Genomic DNA, 14,329 nt, shown 5'->3' with positions numbered 1-14,329 from the left:
CGATCCGCGAGTCATTTATTGTTAACGGCTCCGCCGCATTTTCAGCTAATGGGTTTTGACTGCGCTGCCAGCGGAGCCAACAGCATCTGTAACAGGCTCAGCATTGCCAGCACGCTGAAGGGCAGCGTCCAGTTACCGCTCTGCTCATGGAGCACGCCAAAGAACAAAGGGCCGAGTGCCGCCAGCGCATATCCGACACACTGTGCCATGCCCGACAGCTGTGAAGCCTGACTGTGATGAGTGGCTCGCAGATTAAACAGTGAGAGGCAGAGCACCAGTGATGCGCCTGCGCCTAGTCCGGCCAGTGTCAGCCAGATGACGGCCCACTGCGGATTGAGCAATAGGCCCAGCATGCCGAGGAAAATGCCTGATGAAGCAATGAACGCGGTAAGCCGGGCATCTTTTACCCGCTTCAGCGCCACCATGCAGCCCAGGTTGGCGACGATCGCAATTGCCTGATACCAGAACAGCAGCCAGCCTGCGTGGGCCTGACTGAAGCCGTTATCCTGGGCAAACAGCGTAAACCAGTCAATCAGGGTATAAAACGCCAGCGATTGCAGCGCCATAAACAGTGCGATTTGCCAGCCGCCGGGCGTTCGCCACGGATGGCGATATGTAACGGGCGCGTCGGCGGACGCTGCGGTTGACCGCCGTTGACGTAACAGCGGCAGCCAGACGAGTAGCGCAATCAGCCCCGGTAGCGCCCAGACAACCAGCGAGAGTCGCCAGCCTGCCGCTGAAAGCTGGCTCAGCGGAACGGCAATGCCAGATGCCAGGCTGGCAGTAATCGACATGGTGGCGGCATAAAGGCCAATATATTTAGCGGTGTGGGCGGTGAAATCGCGTTTAATCAGTGGCGGCAGCAGCACGTTGGCGGCGGCAATGCCTGCGCTGAGCAACAGCGTTCCGCTCCACAGCGCCGCTTCCGCAGGCTGCCAGCGCAACAGCGAACCGGCAGTGATCAGGCATAGCGCGCCCCATAAACTGCGCTCAAGCCCGACGCGATTTCCCAGCCAGGCGGCCAGTGGGGCGAGCAGGGCAAACAGCATCAGTGGAATAAAGTTAAACAGACCCGCTTCACCGACACTCAGGCCAAAGGTCTGGCGGATATCCTGTAGTACCGGGCCGATGACAGTAATGGGCGCACGAAGATTAGCCGCGGTCAGCAGCAGGACGAACAAAAAAAATGTGGCGCTGGAATACGCAGCGAGAGGTTTAGCTGGGTGTTGTACAGGCATCATGGCAGGGATCATCACATGCAGCAGTGCTGCGGGGGCGTTGGTTGACGTTAACGCTTACGCATCAGAATTGATGTCTGGGCGCTACTTTACTGACCGGTTAGCAGCGTGTAAAGCCTTGTTATGCGATGAAATAGCGTAATTGAGATCTCACAGCAGCGATCGCCTTGTGACAGGATCAATGGAATTCAGGTTCAGGGAAATGACCGCAGTCGTTCTGGCTGGGATTGGAGCCTGGCTGGCAGGTCTGCTGGCGGGTTTCGGCCGCCGGAACCGGTTTTTCAGCGTGCCATGGGGCACTACAGGCACTGAGAAGAGAAACCAGAATCATCACACTGATAACGCGCATATCCGCTCCTTATTAACCGTCATGAACAAGGCCACGTCGGTGATCGGCGGTTTGCAGGTCAGGGACGTCTTACCTGAGTGTGGTATCTAAGGGGATAATGTCAATTAAAACAGAGCAAACATCAGCGCGACAGGAAAACTCATCGGCCAGGTGGCCCCCACCAGAAAGGCGCTCAGCAGTTTGATGCTCAGCTTATCTTTGGCGATGAAGAACGTGATCAGCGTAGCGATCAATGCAACAACGGCATAGAAAATTAGCATACCCTGGTACAGTGTCATTGATATCTCCGCAGCGTCATTAAGGTTTTCGCTGCGCATGATGCGGATTTTTGTGATCCAGATCAAGTGAATCAGGGTTTAGCATCTAAAGAAATCATGGGTAAGGGCAGTTGGTTCGCTCGCTGAACTTCATCGTAACAGCGGGCGATTTCAGGCTGAAACCAGGCGGGATAAACGCGGCTAAAACCTTGGCTGATGCCGTCAGCCAGACTCAACAACCTCTGGCGAAGGCTCCTGGATTAAGCGTTGCCATGACGTAAAAAAGCCCGCCAGCGAGGACGGGCCTGTTATCGGCACTGCATCACTACAGGATATGCGCTTTAACTCTGGCGGTATAACGCCATCACGTCCTCCAGGTCCGGCGTACGTGGGTTGCCGCCGGTACAGACATCATCCAGCGCGGCCTGTGCCAGTGCAGGGATATCCGCTTCTTTTAAGCCCACTTCACGCAGTGAGCGGGGAATACCCACATCGCGACAGAGCTGACGCACCGCGGCGACCGCCGCTTCCCGCGCCTGATCCAGCGACAATGACTCAACCTGTTTCACACCCATTGCACGGGCAATGTCGCGATATTTTTCGCCAGTGCCTGAGGCATTCCACGCCATCACCTGCGGCAGCAAAATGGCATTGGCTACGCCGTGCGGGACATTGTAAAAGGCGCCCAGCGGGTGTGCCATGCCATGCACCAGACCAAGGCCGACATTAGAGAAACCCATACCGGCCACATATTGTCCCAGCGCCATCTGCTCAACTGCCTCAATATTTCCTGCCACCGATTCGCGCAGTGACTGGCTGATAATCTCAATGGCTTTGAGGTGCAGCATATCGGTCAGGGTCCAGGCTCCGCGTGTGATGTAGCCTTCAATGGCATGGGTTAAGGCATCAATACCGGTCGCAGCCTTCAGCGACGCGGGCATGCTCGCCATCATCTCCGCATCAATGATCGCCACTTTCGGAATGTCATGGGGATCGACACAGACAAACTTACGGCGATTCTCTTCATCGGTAATGACGTAATTAATCGTCACTTCTGCGGCGGTGCCTGCCGTGGTCGGGATGGCGATGATCGGCACGCACGGATGACGGGTGGGGCTGACGCCTTCCAGGCTGCGCACATCTTCAAACTCAGGGTTATTAATAATAATGCCGATCGCCTTGCTGGTATCCTGTGGTGAGCCCCCGCCAATGGCGATCAGGTAGTCGGCACCTGACTCTCTGAACACCGCAACACCCTGCTGCACAACCCGAATGGTAGGATTCGGCACCACCTCATCATACACCGCCCAGTCAAGCTGATGTTGCGCCAGCAGATCGGTCACCCGCTTCAGCGCACCCGCCGCGACCAGCGCTTTGTCAGTGACGATCAGTGCTTTTCGCATCCCGCGACGTTGTACCTCTTCCGGCAAATGGCGCAAAGCACCAGCACCAAACCAGGCGGTTTCATTGAGAATCATACGTTGGGTCATTAAAACATCCTCTGTTAACAAATGAATTTTTACCATCCGTGATCCCCGGTTCATGTTCTGCGCAGAACCTCTCACTTTCAGGTAAAGACATTTGATAAAAATCAATCAATTAGTAAAAATCACTGCGCCTGTGCCCGCTGGTTTTCGTGCGGTATGTCTGAAATCAGGCTACTGACCTGTTGATGGATTTCTCACTGTCGTCAGTGGTATGTAACACTGGGTCATCAGCAAACCCGCATGCCTATGAGGAAAGAAGACATGACCCGATTCGTAATGAATAAAAAGGATGATCTCGTCGACAGCGCGTTAGATGGCATGATTTACGCCAGCCCGTGGCGCAATCTGGTCCGGTTGCAGGTCGATCCGCGCATTCGCATCGTGATGCGTAATGACTGGCAAAAACAGCAGGTCGCGCTCATTTCCGGTGGTGGTTCAGGCCATGAGCCGGCCCATGTCGGCTTTATCGGCAAAGGGATGCTGACGGCTGCCGTCTGTGGCGATGTTTTTGCTTCCCCCAGCGTTGACGCGGTTTACAACGCCATCATCAATATTACCGGTGAGGCGGGCTGTCTGCTGATTGTGAAAAACTACACCGGGGATCGACTCAACTTCGGTCTGGCGGCAGAAAAAGCGCGCAAAGCGGGATTCAGCGTCAATATGGTGATTGTCGGTGATGATGTTGCGTTGCCCGATAACCCTCAGCCACGCGGCGTCGCGGGCACGTTGCTGGTGCATAAAGTGGCGGGCTTCGTCGCAGAGCGGGGTGATGACCTGACGGCGGTGACCGAGGCAGCAGAGGCAGCCAGTCGTGCTATCGCCACCATGGGCGTTGCGCTCTCAAGCTGCCATCTGCCGGATGAACAGACCGGCCAGCGGGTGCCAGACGGCAGCGTTGAAATGGGGCTGGGGATTCACGGCGAACCGGGTGTTGACGTCATGCAGACGCAAAACAGTCAGCAGATTGTGCAGCATCTGCTGGCGAAAGTGATGCCGGACAACGATCAGCCACGCGCGCTGTTAGTCAATAATCTTGGCGGCATGTCCGCGCTGGAGATGAGTCTGGTTACGCGGGATTTGATTGAGTCGCAGCTCAGCCGGGGCAGTGATTATCTGATTGGCCCGGCTCCGCTTATGACCGCGCTGGACATGAAGGGCTTTTCCGTCACCTCCATGACGCTGACGCCGTTGTTCGAAGAGGCGATCTGCGCGCCGGTTGAGGTCACCGGCTGGGTTCCGGCGGTTAAAATCGCGCCGCTGCAGCCGGTTAACGCGACAAAAGAGGCAACAGCGCATCCGGCGCAACCCTCAGATAATCCGACCGTCGCTGCGTTTGTTAACAGCATCTGTGAAACCCTGATCGCCAGCGAAAGCGAGCTGAACAAACTGGATGCGCAGGTCGGTGATGGCGATACCGGTTCGACCTTTGCTGCTGGCGCACGTCAGATCCAGCGCGAATGTACAGATAATCAGCTGCCGTTAAATGCCTTGCCCGATCTGCTCGCGGTGACGGGTGAGCGACTGGCGACGGTGATGGGCGGCTCCAGCGGCGTACTGATGGCGATCTTTTTCACCGCTGCTGCGCAGCAGCTGGCCGAAGGGGATGCGCTGCCCGCGGCCCTGCAACAGGGTCTGGAGAAGATGAAGCAGTATGGCGGGGCACAACCAGGAGATCGCACGCTGATTGATGCGCTGCAACCGGCAATCGAGGTGCTGGTGGCGGGTAAATCGCTGGCAGAGGCGGCTGATGCGGCACAGCAGGGCAGTGATGCAACCGCCAGCATGGGGAAAGCAAAAGCGGGCCGATCATCTTATCTCAACAGTGCTAACCTCAACGGCGTGTCTGATCCGGGTGCCGTCGCTGTCGCCAGGGTCTTTGCGGCATTAAAAAAACTTTAGTGCTGTCACGACGCTAAACGCGTTTGGAGAAAGGCCAGTAACTGGCGGTTTACTTCGCTGCGCTGACGGTGCTGCGGGTAAACCGCATTCAGGGAGAGCGGGGGCGGCAGATAGTCGTCAAGCACGGTCACCAGCTCACCGCGTTGCAGGGCTGTCTCAACGATAAAGGCGGGTAACAATACCAGTCCTAAGCCTGCCAGTGCGGCATCACGCAGAACCTCGCCATTGTTACTCACCATCGGTCCCTGAACCGCCAGCCACTTCGGTTTACCATTGACCTGCAGTTCCCAGCCATTCTGACCTTCACGTCCGTAGCGCAGACAGGCATGTTGCAGCAAGGCTTCTGGCTGCTGCGGCACGCCTGCCCGTTCCAGATAGCGGGGGCTGCAGCAGATAACCCGCTTCAGCTCGCCGAGCGGACGGGCAATCAGCGTGGAATCAGCCAGCGTACCGATGCGAATCGCCATATCAACGCCTTCGCCAATCACATCGGCATAGCGGTCAGCCAGCTCAATATGAAACTGCAATGACGGATGGTGGCTCAGAAACTCGGCAATCAGGGGGGAGAGGTGGCTCATGCCAAAGGACATCGGCAGATTGATTCGGAAGGTGCCGCGCAGCGCCTGCTGCTGCTCTGACACTGCCAGTTGCGCTTCCTGAATCTCATCCAGAATGCGCTGAGCATGTTGCGCGAACAGTAAACCTGCATCCGTTACAGACAGCTTACGGGTGTTACGGATCAACAGTCGTACCCCTAATGATGCCTCCAGCGCAGCCATGCGGCGGCTGACATACTGTTTCGATAGCATCAGATGCTCAGCTGCTGCAGTAAAGTTGCCAGCATGCATTACCGCAATGTAAATCCGGAGATCTTCAATCTGCATAGTGTCCACTTATCGGTGACAGTGACGATGATTCAGGCGAAACTTCAGCCAGATGCGTTAACTTATATCGGGTAATGCGTCACAGGGCAACGCGTCAGCTCTCTCAGCCAGCGCGACGGAGATCATAGATTTGCCGTTTCCTTACCCCTGAACAGGCGGTCAGTCGGGTCAATTGCGTTAAAGCCGTTATAGTAATCAGGCAGTGACGCAATCCATACGGAACATAATCTCTTGAGTAATCTGATAAGGAGTGGCTGGTGAAAAATTTACTCTGCGCGACGGTGCTGGCCGTTTTGCCAATGACCACGCTGGCGGCGTCGGTATTTACGCTGCAATCACAGGACTTCAGCGATAATGCGCTACTGGATAAAAAGTTTGCCGGTGCCAATAAAAGTAATCCTTCCTGTACCGGTGAGAATATCTCTCCCGAATTGAACTGGTCTGCGATTCCGGCGGGCACCCGCAGTCTGGCTCTTCTGATGACCGACCCGGTCGGGGCCAAAGGGCTCGGCGTTACCCACATGGTGGCCTATAACATTCCCGCCAGCCGCTCGTCATTTGCGCAGGGCGCTCTGACAAAGGGCAAGGACTACACCGGCGGAAAAAATACCCCAGGGACGCTGCACTATTATGGCCCTTGTCCGCCTGCAGGCAGTGGGCTGCATCACTATAACTTTGTGCTGATCGCCACCGATTTGCCGGTGGGTCAGTTGAAAGCGGGGTTAACCCAGGCAGAGCTGGTTGCACAGCTGAAAGGCCATGCGCTGGGCGCGGCCAGCACCGTTGGCCGCTTTAGCAATGAGTGACCTGCACGCTTGCAGAGGCAGCGCTGAACAGCCTGCCTCTGCGCGCAGCGGATTAGTCGCCACTGAACATCTCGCGGATGCGCGACGCAATGTGATGCGTGTGCGTCTCCAGCGCGAAGTGGCCGCTATCCAGCATCTCGACCACCGCCTGTGGATTATCCCGCTGCCAGGCCACTGCGCCCGGTGGAATAAAGAACGGATCGTGCTTGCCCCAGATCACCAGCGTTGGCACCTGCTGCTGGCGAAAGAACGCCTGAAATTCCGGATAACGTTTCAGATTACTGGCGTAATTGAGAAACAGGGCCTGCTGAATATCTTTGTTACCGGGGCGCTCCATCAGCAGAGTATCCAGGGTATAGGTTTCCGGGGCGATCTGCTGCGGATCGCTCACCCCATGCAGATACTGCCACTTCACCCCTTCCAGCGTCAGGATGGCGTCACGGATCACCTGACCATTTGCTTCGCTGGGATCGTCCCAGTAGGCGCGGACCGGCGCCCAGGCCTCTCCTAATCCCTCCAGATAAGCGTTACCATTTTGTGATATCAGTCCGCTGACGCGATCGGGGTAAGCCAGCGCCAGTCGCAGACCGGCAGGTGCGCCGTAGTCGAAAACATACATCGCATAACGTTCCAGCCCCAGTGCATCGACAAAGGCGGTCAGCGTCTGGCCAAGCGCGTCGAAGGTCCAGGAATAGTTGCGCTCAGCAGGCACTTCAGTGAAGCCAAAGCCCGGCATATCGGGTGCGATGAGATGAAATTTATCGGCCAGAAGCGGGATCAGATTGCGGAACTGATGTGAAGAGGTGGGAAAGCCATGCAACAGCAGCAGTACCGGCAGGGAAGGATCGCCCGCTTCGCGATAGAAAATATTGACGCCATCGGCCTGCTGGTAACGATACGAAATGGATTGATCACGCATGCTGAACTCCTGTAACTGGTTAAATGATGTTTATGGGGTTACTAAGAGTCATTATGCAGCCAGAATGTAACCTTTCAAATCAATTTATAACGGTTACAATAAGTGCGGTGTAACTACTCAAATAGTCTTCTGTCGGTTACAGTGGCATCAGCAAAGTTAACAAGGGAGGCAATATCATGGCGGAAACGCAATCACACACCGCCCAGGGACCGTGGTTTCTGGCTGATCATCCGGCGCTGGATTTCATCAATACCCTGGCCATCGTGGAAGGCCAGCCGCACGACTTCTGGCAAACCGATCAGGATGTTGAAGCCTGGCTACACCAGGCCGGACTGGCACCAGATGCCCCGGCTCCGCAGCATGAACCGGGTGCACTGTTGGAAGCAGCGCGTCACTTACGTCAGATCATTCGTGATAACGTGCAGCAGCACAAAGCGGGAGAGGGCGTTGATATTCAGGCGCTGAACGCCTGGCTGGGTGAAGCGACCAGCCATCTGCAAATGACCGGGGAGCCGGGTGCCTTAAAAATCAGGCGGGTCTATGCGGGCCAGAGTGTGATGCAGCGGCTGGGACAGGTTGCGGAACAGACCGCGATGTTGCTGGCGCAGGAGGACTTCAGCAGAGTCCGTGGCTGTGAACATCCCGCCTGTACACTGTGGTTTTACGATCGCACCAAAGCGCATCGCCGTCGCTGGTGCAGCATGGCGCTGTGTGGCAATCGGGCGAAAGTGGCGCGTTTCAGGGCAGTTAAATCAGCTGGGTAAACAGATCGGATGGCAGATAAAAAAACACCCTGCAGAGCAGGGTGTCAGAACAGTTATTTCGCGGTGGTCGCTGATGGCTTGTGCCGCTTGCGCAGCTTGTCGATCAGGCGATGCGCTTCCGCTTTGGTCGCTACCGCAGGGGATGAACCGGTCAGCGGTTGACGGGCTGTTTCACGTACCGTCAGAATGGTGAGCAGGCCAATCACGCCCGCGCCCATCATGTAGTAAGCCGGCATCATATTGTTTTTAGTGGTATCCACCAGCCACGCGGTAATCAGCGGTGTCGTACCCCCAAACAGCGATACCGACAGGTTGAAGCCGATGGCCAGCGCACTGTAACGGATATCGGTAGTAAACAGCGCAGGCAGCGTCGAAGGCATAGTGCCGCTGAAGCAGGTGTGCAGTACACCCAGAATCATCAGGCCGCCAAATACCGCCCACATATTACCGGACCCGATCAGCATAAAGCTCGGGATGGCGAGCAGGATCAGACCCACCGCACCAAAGGCAATCACCGGACGACGACCGATGCGGTCAGTCCAGCGACCCCACAGCAGCGTCAGCGGCATCATCACGAACATCGCCACCATCACCAGCAGCAGGCCACTCAACTCTGGCAGACCCAGCACGCCGGTCAGATAGCTCGGCATGTACGAGGTCAGCATGTAGTTAGAGACGTTAAACAGCAGTACCAGACCGATACATTTCATCATCGGTGCGCGGTATTTGCTCAGCATCTGCATCAGCGTCAGACGCGGCTTGCTTTGCTCCAGTGCTTCCTGTTTTTCCATGTGCTGCTGGAAAGCCGGAGTCTCTTCCAGCTTCAGTCGCACATAGAGACCAAACAGGCCCAGCGGCGCGGCGATAAAGAACGGCACGCGCCAGCCCCAGGACATCATCGCCTCATTCGACATCACGGTGGTCATCACCGTGACCAGGCTGGCACCCAGCAGGTAACCACCGATGGTGCCGAATTCCAGGAAGCTGCCCATAAAGCCCCGGCGTTTATCGGTAGAGTACTCCGCGATAAAGGTCGCTGCGCCACCATATTCACCACCGGTTGAGAAGCCCTGGATCAGACGTGCCACCAGCAGCAGAATCGGTGCCATGATGCCTATTGAAGAGTAAGCCGGGATCAGACCGATACAGAACGTACCAATCGACATCATGATCATCGTCATCGCCAGCACTTTCTGCCGTCCGATGCGGTCACCCAGCGGGCCAAATACCAGGCCGCCAATCGGACGGACCAGGAAGGCCGCGGCAAACGTACCAAAGGTGGCGATTAGCTGCACCGCGTTGTTGGCATCCGGGAAGAAGACTTTGCCGATGATCACGGCGAGATAGCTGTATACGCCAAAGTCGAACCATTCCATCGCATTACCTAACGCAGCTGCGCCAACTGCACGCTTCAGCATGTCGTTGTCGATTACGGTAATGTCGTCAACAGTCAGCTCTTTTGGCTTCCTGTTCCAGAAATGTTTCTTTGGGTGTTCAGACGATGAGTTTCTGGTGTCCATATTCTCCTCAGGTGCATCAATGAAGGAGTCTTATAGCTTTCGCAGCCGCAAACAATGTTCAGAAGAAACCGTGGAAATGAAAGCTATAAGAAGCCGAATAATTTTTAAGTGAAGCGGCAGAAACCGCAGCCGGTAAACTCTAGACTACGATTGTAAGTTTTTGCAAGTTTTCAGCCGAAATAACTGCATTTACTGACAAACCCAGCATAGTGAACTTATTCACGCCTGCTTACGGGTCTGAACATTTGGTAATAACTTGCGGCTGGTGCTCTGGTTATATCTGGAACTGGTTTTCCCGGTGCTGATGCGCTACTTAAACAGTTTCAGTTCGTCGATGCGATCCAGCGCCTGCAGTAATTGCTCCGTCCCGGTTGTCAGGCTGATGCGAATATAATCACGACCCGCTGCGCCAAACCCGTTACCCGGTGCCACCAGCAGATGACACTGGGCCAGTAGCAGGGCGGCGAATTGCTCCCCGGTGAAACCAGCTGGCGCTGCCAGCCAGAGGAAAAAGGTGCCCTGACGGGCGCGTACCGGCCAGTGCATTGCTGCCAGCCTGGCTAAAATCACTCTGCGGCGCTGATGGTAATGCTCTGCCAGCAAGCTGAGTTGTTCAGCGGGCAGCGACAACGCGGTGATGGCGGCATCCTGCACCGCGCCATACACCGTGCTGTAGCTATGAGTATGAAGTTTTTTAAATGCCGCAATCATCGAGGCGTTTCCCACCGCAAATCCCACCCGCCAGCCTGCCATGAGTGCGCTTTTTGACAGCGTGTAGATTTCCACGCCCCAGGCTTTGCCATCGGGCTGTGCCAGCAGACTCAGCGGCTGTTCGCCCGACTCACTGCCCAGCGTGGCATAGGCGAAGTCATGAATCAGCGGAACATGATGCTGGCGGGCGAAGGCCAGCGCGTCGGCGAACAGCGCGGGTGTCGCCAGTGCGCCAGTGGGATTATGGGGATAATTGAGCAGCAGCAGACCGGCACGCGCCGCGATATCGTCCGGCACCTGGGTGAAATCGGGCAGGAAATCATTGCGCGCCTCCAGCGGAATGCCATAAAAATCGGCACCTGCCTGACGGGCCGCTGAGCGGTAGAGCGGATAGCAGGGATCGGTAGAGATCAACACCTGCCCCGGATTGAGCAGGGCGCGGGGAAAACCGTTGACGCCAATGTGCGCGCCCTGGAACAGCGCCACTTCAGTTTCAGGATCGAGCGTGACGCCGTAGTGACGCTGGTAGAAGGCTGCGATAGCACGTCGCAGCGCGGGTTTGCCCCAGAACGAGGGATACTCATGGTTCTCCGGTTTCGCTGCCGCAGCCTGTAATGAAGCGATTACCGCGGGCGGCGTTGGCTGACGTGGACTGCCGGAAGAGAGATCGATCAGCGGTAACAGCGCATCATCCAGTTGTGCTGCCTGCTTTTCCAGCATGCTGAAGAGGTTCTCTTCCAGCCCTGCGACCATCTCTGAAGCTGCAAACTCCGCCATATCTCTCCCGCAATAAACAGTGTTAAGCGGGGAAGAATGACACAGCTGACATTAAAATCTTTAGCAGAAATAACGCTGTTCTTTGCAAGGATTCGAATATCCAGCGTGTGACTATCGTTAGCATAAATAAGCCAAAGTCGGGGCTGGGTTTTGCCTGTTCCTCTCCGCGATGGCTGTGATTAAATCGATCGCTCTCACAATAATGAATCAGGGCAAACAATGCAGATCACATCCCGGGGAATTATTCTGGCACTGACCACCGCCAGCCTTTTTATTTCTGCCGCTCAGGCAGCCGACCAGAAGAAAATACGGATTGGATTTAATCCAGGGCCTTATAAAGAGCAATTTGAAAAAGGCGTCGCGCCCTTATTAATCAGGCAGGGGTATACTCTGGAGTATAAAGATTTCAGTGATGGAATTCAGGTTAATGATGCTGTTCATCGCGGGACGATTGACGCCAATATCATGCAGCATCCCGTCTATCTTAAGTCGGTTAATGAGCGGCTTGGCATTGATAACGTTGGGATTGTGCAGGTGCCGACCCCGCCAATGGGGCTCTACTCTGGGCGCGTGAAAACGCTGACTCAACCCGCACCAGGCAGCACGGTCTCTGTGCCCAACCAGCCCTCAAATGAGTATCGGGCGGCGCTGTTACTCCAGAGCATCGGCTGGCTCAAAATCAGCCCCGATAGCGATGCTGCCACTTTTTCGCAGAAAAATATCACGGAAAACCCCTACAAAATCGTGCTCAAAGAGATGGATAACGCCCAGCAGGTGCGTGCACTTCCCGACGTTGACTATGGAGTCATTCAGGGCAACTTCGCGGTATCCAGTGGCATGAAACTCAATTCGGCACTGAAACTGGAAGCGGCAACCAGCCAGTTTATTAACGTGGTGACGGTAGCCGATAAAAATAAGCAGGCTCAGTTTGCCCGTGACATTATTGCCGGCTACCACTCAGCAGAATTTAAAAGCTATATCACCGGTAATGCGCAGTATGCGGGCTATCTGCTGCCAGATTATTTCAAATGAGTCAGGTAGCCATTGCGTTTCGCCATGTCAGCAAAACATTTGCGCGTAACGGTGCAGAAGTGCAGGCGCTGAAGGAGATTAATCTGCGCATCAACCAGGGTGACATCTTTGGCGTCATCGGCACCAGTGGAGCCGGAAAAAGTACGCTGCTGCGCCTGATTAATCACCTGGAGACCCCCACAACCGGCTCGGTTGAGGTGCAGGGTGAAGCGTTACAAGGGATCAGCAAAAAGCGCTTAATTCAGGTCAAAAAGCAGATTGGCATGATCTTCCAGCACTTCAATCTGCTCAATGCCAGAACGGTGTTTCACAACGTCGCCATCCCACTGATTTTACAGGGCCGGGATAAAGATTTTATCGCCACCCGTGTAGCGGAGCTGCTGGCGTTTGTTAACCTCAGCGACAAAGCCCACAGCTACCCGGATGAACTCTCCGGCGGACAAAAACAGCGCGTCGGAATTGCCCGCGCGCTGGCAACCAATCCCGCGATTCTGTTGTGTGATGAGGCAACCTCCGCGCTGGATCCCCAGACCACGGTACAGATTCTGCTGCTGTTACAGGAGATTAATCAGCGTTACGGCATCACCATTGTCCTGATCACCCATGAGATGTCGGTGGTCCAGAAGATCTGCAACCGGATGGCGGTGATGGAGCAGGGCCGTATCGTTGAACAGGGCGATGTCCTGTCGCTGTTTGCTGAACCGCAACAGTCGGTGAGCGCCAGCTTTGTGCAGTCCGTTATCCACGATCGCCTGCCACAGCAGACCCTTGCGCTGTTAAGCCAGCATCCGGCTGTCGACGTGTTGCGGCTGGAGTTTGTCGGCAGCACGGCACAACAGCCGATCATCAATCGCCTGATCCGTGAACATGAGGTTGAAGTGAATATCCTGTTCGCCAGCATGACGGAAGTACAGCGTACCATTCTGGGTTTCATGATTGTGCAGATCAAAGGCGAGCCCGCAAGACGCGAGGCGGCCATCCAGTTTCTCATCGCGACCGGAGTGAAAATCAGTGATGTCAGAACTCTTTGAAACCGCCGTTACCGGCGATCAGTTCCTGACGGCGATGCAGGACACGCTGATCATGGTGGCGCTATCTCTGGGCTTTGGTTCTCTGCTGGGCCTGCCGCTTGGCATTGTGCTGGTGATCTGTCGTCCGGGTGGGATACAGCCGAATCGACTGGTACATCAGTTGCTGAACCCGATCGTGAATATCATCCGTTCACTGCCGTTTATTATTCTGCTGATCACTATTCTGCCGCTGACGCGCCTGCTGGTGAACACCACCATCGGTACGGCGGGGGCCATTGTGCCGCTGGTGATATTTATCGCGCCCTATATTTCACGGCTGGTGGAGAATGCGCTGCTGGAGGTGGATGAGGGCATTCTGGAGTCAGCCAATGCGATGGGTGCCACCACGCTGCAGACCATATGGCATTTCATGATACCGGAAGCCGCCTCGTCGCTGGTGTTAGCTCTGACCACCGCCACTATCGGCCTGCTGGGTGCGACGGCAATGGCGGGCACGGTGGGCGGCGGCGGTATTGGCGACCTCGCCATTACTTACGGCTATCAGCGCTTTGATGCCTTTGCTACGATTTCGACTGCGCTGGTGCTGATTGTCATTGTCCAGCTACTGCAAACCCTGGGTACGCGTCTCTCGCGCCGTATCCGACGCGAGTGAGCC

The 14,329-nt window shown here is 55.8% G+C and carries 14 protein-coding genes; 6 read left to right on the top strand and 8 right to left on the bottom strand.

Going from position 1 to position 14,329, the window contains the following annotated elements; all coding sequences use genetic code 11:
- Nucleotides 1-41: 41 nt before the first annotated feature.
- The 4 genes from ACVKSX_RS09805 to fucO form a co-directional block, all read right to left on the bottom strand.
- Nucleotides 42-1,241 carry a CynX/NimT family MFS transporter gene (locus tag ACVKSX_RS09805; protein WP_311973835.1) on the bottom strand — a complete coding sequence of 400 codons (1,200 nt, stop codon included), beginning with the start codon at nucleotides 1,239-1,241 and terminating at the stop codon, nucleotides 42-44.
- A gap of 175 nt (nucleotides 1,242-1,416) precedes the next feature.
- Nucleotides 1,417-1,587, bottom strand: coding sequence for a YdgH/BhsA/McbA family protein (locus ACVKSX_RS09800; protein WP_010247418.1), 171 nt, complete (start codon nucleotides 1,585-1,587; stop codon nucleotides 1,417-1,419).
- Between the two features lie 104 nt (nucleotides 1,588-1,691).
- Nucleotides 1,692-1,865 carry a GhoT/OrtT family toxin gene (locus tag ACVKSX_RS09795; RefSeq protein ID WP_010247416.1) on the bottom strand — a complete coding sequence of 58 codons (174 nt, stop codon included), beginning with the start codon at nucleotides 1,863-1,865 and terminating at the stop codon, nucleotides 1,692-1,694.
- 320 nt (nucleotides 1,866-2,185) lie between these two features.
- Entirely contained in the window at nucleotides 2,186-3,334 is a 1,149-nt protein-coding gene (gene fucO / locus ACVKSX_RS09790; RefSeq protein ID WP_010247415.1) for a lactaldehyde reductase, read from the bottom strand.
- A gap of 258 nt (nucleotides 3,335-3,592) precedes the next feature.
- Between fucO and ACVKSX_RS09785 the strand changes: the two genes are divergently transcribed.
- A complete protein-coding gene (locus tag ACVKSX_RS09785) occupies nucleotides 3,593-5,230 on the top strand; it encodes a dihydroxyacetone kinase subunit DhaK (RefSeq protein ID WP_354438745.1) in 1,638 nt (545 codons plus the stop codon).
- A 5-nt stretch (nucleotides 5,231-5,235) separates the two neighbouring features.
- Here ACVKSX_RS09785 and ACVKSX_RS09780 read toward each other — a convergent pair whose 3' ends face one another.
- Complete coding sequence (locus tag ACVKSX_RS09780; protein ID WP_163799977.1) at nucleotides 5,236-6,114, bottom strand: LysR family transcriptional regulator; 879 nt, start codon at nucleotides 6,112-6,114, stop codon at nucleotides 5,236-5,238.
- A 257-nt stretch (nucleotides 6,115-6,371) separates the two neighbouring features.
- Between ACVKSX_RS09780 and ACVKSX_RS09775 the strand changes: the two genes are divergently transcribed.
- Nucleotides 6,372-6,920 (top strand): YbhB/YbcL family Raf kinase inhibitor-like protein, encoded by a 549-nt coding sequence (locus ACVKSX_RS09775; protein ID WP_337029213.1) that lies wholly within the window; start codon nucleotides 6,372-6,374, stop codon nucleotides 6,918-6,920.
- A 52-nt stretch (nucleotides 6,921-6,972) separates the two neighbouring features.
- On the opposite strand, the gene ACVKSX_RS09770 is transcribed toward ACVKSX_RS09775, so the two are convergent.
- Nucleotides 6,973-7,839: an alpha/beta fold hydrolase gene (locus ACVKSX_RS09770; protein ID WP_010247407.1), complete on the bottom strand. Its 867-nt coding sequence runs from the start codon at nucleotides 7,837-7,839 to the stop codon at nucleotides 6,973-6,975.
- Nucleotides 7,840-8,015: 176 nt separating this feature from the next.
- Here ACVKSX_RS09770 and ACVKSX_RS09765 point away from each other — a divergent pair, with 176 nt between their 5' ends.
- Nucleotides 8,016-8,603 carry a CGNR zinc finger domain-containing protein gene (locus ACVKSX_RS09765; RefSeq protein WP_010670738.1) on the top strand — a complete coding sequence of 196 codons (588 nt, stop codon included), beginning with the start codon at nucleotides 8,016-8,018 and terminating at the stop codon, nucleotides 8,601-8,603.
- 53 nt (nucleotides 8,604-8,656) lie between these two features.
- Here the strand turns inward: ACVKSX_RS09765 and proP are convergent, their stop codons facing one another.
- Both proP and ACVKSX_RS09755 read right to left on the bottom strand, forming a co-directional pair.
- Entirely contained in the window at nucleotides 8,657-10,123 is a 1,467-nt protein-coding gene (gene proP, locus ACVKSX_RS09760; RefSeq protein ID WP_010670739.1) for a glycine betaine/L-proline transporter ProP, read from the bottom strand.
- 309 nt (nucleotides 10,124-10,432) lie between these two features.
- On the bottom strand, nucleotides 10,433-11,611 hold the full coding sequence (locus ACVKSX_RS09755; protein ID WP_064690724.1) for an aminotransferase class I/II-fold pyridoxal phosphate-dependent enzyme: 1,179 nt from the start codon (nucleotides 11,609-11,611) through the stop codon (nucleotides 10,433-10,435).
- 219 nt (nucleotides 11,612-11,830) lie between these two features.
- Here ACVKSX_RS09755 and ACVKSX_RS09750 point away from each other — a divergent pair, with 219 nt between their 5' ends.
- The 3 genes from ACVKSX_RS09750 to ACVKSX_RS09740 are packed head-to-tail and all read left to right on the top strand — an operon-like array spanning nucleotide 11,831 to nucleotide 14,326.
- The gene (locus tag ACVKSX_RS09750) at nucleotides 11,831-12,643 is read left to right on the top strand and encodes a MetQ/NlpA family ABC transporter substrate-binding protein (RefSeq protein WP_163851938.1); all 813 of its coding nucleotides are present in this window, start codon (nucleotides 11,831-11,833) and stop codon (nucleotides 12,641-12,643) included.
- Nucleotides 12,640-13,674 carry a methionine ABC transporter ATP-binding protein gene (locus ACVKSX_RS09745; protein ID WP_010670742.1) on the top strand — a complete coding sequence of 345 codons (1,035 nt, stop codon included), beginning with the start codon at nucleotides 12,640-12,642 and terminating at the stop codon, nucleotides 13,672-13,674. The genes ACVKSX_RS09750 and ACVKSX_RS09745 overlap by 4 nt, the downstream gene beginning before the upstream one ends.
- Nucleotides 13,658-14,326 (top strand): methionine ABC transporter permease, encoded by a 669-nt coding sequence (locus ACVKSX_RS09740; protein WP_033773838.1) that lies wholly within the window; start codon nucleotides 13,658-13,660, stop codon nucleotides 14,324-14,326. Before ACVKSX_RS09745 ends, ACVKSX_RS09740 begins: the two co-directional genes overlap by 17 nt.
- The last annotated feature ends 3 nt before the right edge of the window (nucleotides 14,327-14,329 follow it).

Source organism: Pantoea sp. PvP021, from assembly GCF_054056055.1.
The sequence above is the reverse complement of the archived record's forward strand: the minus strand, read 5'-3'. Positions and strand labels throughout refer to the sequence as shown.